The organism is Streptomyces sp. 13-12-16, from assembly GCF_002114215.1.
GTDB lineage: Bacteria > Actinomycetota > Actinomycetes > Streptomycetales > Streptomycetaceae > Streptomyces.
This window is the reverse complement of sequence record NZ_NCTE01000750.1, coordinates 1-2,673: the sequence shown is the minus strand read 5'-3', so window position 1 is coordinate 2,673 and position 2,673 is coordinate 1. Positions and strand designations below refer to the sequence as shown.

2 protein-coding genes and 1 pseudogene are annotated in these 2,673 nt (G+C 71.6%); all 3 read right to left on the bottom strand.

Annotation, left to right across the window (positions count from 1 at the left end; translation table 11 throughout):
• A partial coding sequence (gene ilvD / locus B7767_RS27975; protein ID WP_085574599.1) for a dihydroxy-acid dehydratase occupies nt 1-1,830 on the bottom strand: 1,830 nt, incomplete at its 3' end.
• Nucleotides 1,831-1,942: 112 nt separating this feature from the next.
• Complete coding sequence (locus B7767_RS27970) at nt 1,943-2,590, bottom strand: TetR family transcriptional regulator (protein ID WP_085574598.1); 648 nt, start codon at nt 2,588-2,590, stop codon at nt 1,943-1,945.
• A pseudogene (locus B7767_RS48385) lies at nt 2,587-2,673 on the bottom strand (sugar phosphate isomerase/epimerase); the annotation flags it as partial. The pseudogene B7767_RS48385 and the gene B7767_RS27970, both read right to left, overlap by 4 nt.

The following is a 2,673-nucleotide window of genomic DNA, read 5'->3' as shown; positions in this document are numbered from 1 at the left end:
CACCGCCCCCTTGTCCGCGCTGGTGGCCATCGCCGCGTACGCCTTCAGGGCCGCGGAGACCTTGCGGTCGCGGTTCTTCGGGGCGTACCGGCCGTTCAGGGCCTCCTCGCGGCGGGTCAGTTCCGCCTCGTCGACCAGCAGCTCGATCGAGCGGTTCGGGATGTCGATGCGGATGCGGTCGCCGTCCTCGACCAGGGCGATCGTGCCGCCCGAGGCCGCCTCCGGGGAGGCGTGGCCGATGGACAGGCCGGACGTGCCGCCGGAGAAGCGGCCGTCGGTGATCAGGGCGCAGGCCTTTCCGAGGCCGCGGCTCTTCAGGTACGACGTCGGGTAGAGCATCTCCTGCATGCCGGGGCCGCCCTTGGGACCCTCGTAGCGGATGACGACGACGTCGCCCTCCTTGACCTGCTTGGTGAGGATCTTCTCGACGGCCTCGTCCTGCGACTCGCAGACGACCGCCGGGCCCTCGAAGGTCCAGATGGACTCGTCGACGCCGGCCGTCTTCACGACGCAGCCGTCGACGGCGAGGTTGCCGCGCAGGACCGCCAGGCCGCCGTCCTTGGAGTACGCGTGCTCGGCGGAGCGGATGCAGCCGCCCTCGGCGTCCTCGTCCAGGGAGTCCCAGCGCTCGGACTGGGAGAAGGCCTCGGCGGAGCGGACGCATCCGGGGGCCGCGTGCCACAGCTCCACGGCCTCCTGCGACGGGGAGCCGCCGCGGATGTCCCAGGTCTTCAGCCAGTCGGCCAGCGACGGGCTGTGGACGGAGTGGACGTCCTCGTTGAGCAGGCCCGCGCGGTGCAGCTCGCCCAGCAGGGCGGGGATGCCTCCCGCGCGGTGCACGTCCTCCATGTAGTACGTGCGGTCCTTGGTGACGTTCGGGGCGACCTTGGCCAGGCAGGGGACGCGGCGCGAGAGGGCGTCCATCTCGGTGAGGCCGAAGGGGACGTCGCCCTCCTGGGCGGCGGCCAGCAGGTGCAGGATCGTGTTGGTGGAGCCGCCCATGGCGATGTCGAGCGCCATGGCGTTCTCGAAGGCCGCGGGGGTGGCGATGCTGCGGGGCAGGACCGAGTCGTCGTCCTGCTCGTAGTAGCGGCGGGTGATGTCCATCACCGTACGCGCGGCGTTCTCGTAGAGCGCCTTGCGGGCGGTGTGGGTGGCCAGGACCGAGCCGTTGCCCGGGAGGGAGAGGCCGATGGCCTCCGTCAGGCAGTTCATCGAGTTGGCGGTGAACATGCCGGAACAGGACCCGCAGGTCGGGCAGGCGTTCTCCTCGATGCGCAGGACGTCTTCGTCGGAGGTCTTCTCGTTGGCCGACTCGACCATGGCGTCGATCAGGTCCAGCGTGCGCACCGTGCCGTCGACCAGGGTGGCGCGGCCGGCCTCCATCGGGCCGCCGGAGACGAAGACCGTGGGGATGTTCAGGCGCAGGGCCGCGTTGAGCATGCCCGGGGTGATCTTGTCGCAGTTGGAGATGCAGATCAGGGCGTCCGCGCGGTGCGCCTCCACCATGTACTCCACGCTGTCCGCGATCAGGTCGCGGGAGGGCAGGGAGTACAGCATGCCGCCGTGGCCCATCGCGATGCCGTCGTCGACGGCGATGGTGTTGAACTCGCGCGGGATGCCGCCGGCCGCGACGACCGCCTCGCTGACGATCCGGCCGACCGGGGCCAGGTGGGTGTGGCCGGGGACGAACTCCGTGAAGCTGTTGGCGACCGCGATGATCGGCTTGCGGCCGATGTCCGCACCCGGTACACCGGAGGCGCGCATAAGGGCGCGGGCGCCCGCCATGTTGCGGCCGTGGGTGACTGTGCGGGACCTCAGCTCGGGCATCGTCGCTCGCTCCTTCGGAGAGTTATGACTGTCGTCGAGCGTACGCCGGTCATCCAGAGGGCGGGACGAGGTGTCCGGATTTCGGGACGGGTGTCTCAGTCCACAAGGTGCGTCAGCGCCCGGTGAGGTGCCCCTGCACCACCGGCGCCACCCGCCTGATGATCTGCTCGGCGTCCGCCGAGGCCAGCGGCTCCACCTTGATCACGTACCGGATCATCGCGATCCCGACCAGCTGTGCGGCGGCGAGCTCGGCGCGCAGCTCCGCGTCGGGGACGTCGAGCCGGCCGGCGATCCGGCGCAGCAGCTGGCCGGCGATCAGGCGGCGGAAGACACCGGCCGCGATCTCGTTGTTCACGGCGGAGCGGACGATCGCGAGCAGCGGGGCCCGGGTGACCGGGCTCTCCCAGAGGCCGATGACCATGCGGGTCATCCGCTCGCCGGCCTCCTCGACGGGACCGTCGAAAATCGTGTCCCGCACGGTGAACGCCGGCGCGAAGGCGACCTCCACGGCGGCCTCGAACACCTGCTCCTTGGTGCCGAAGTAGTGGTGCACCAGCGCGGAGTCGACACCGGCCGACTTGGCGATGCCCCGGACGGACGTCTTCTCGTACCCCCGCGCGGAGAACTCCTCGCGGGCCGCGTCGAGGATGCGGTCCCGGGTGCCGGCCGATTCCGTACGGGGAGGGCGGCCGCGGCGCCGGGTGGTGCCGTCGCCCCGCGCGGGAGTGTCCGGGCCGTCGCCCGGGGCGACGCCGGTCACCGGCGGGGCACCTCGATCGCGGAGGCGGCGGAGGACAGGTGCCGGCGGGTGAACGCCAGCGCCTCGGCCAGGTCGGCCTCGCG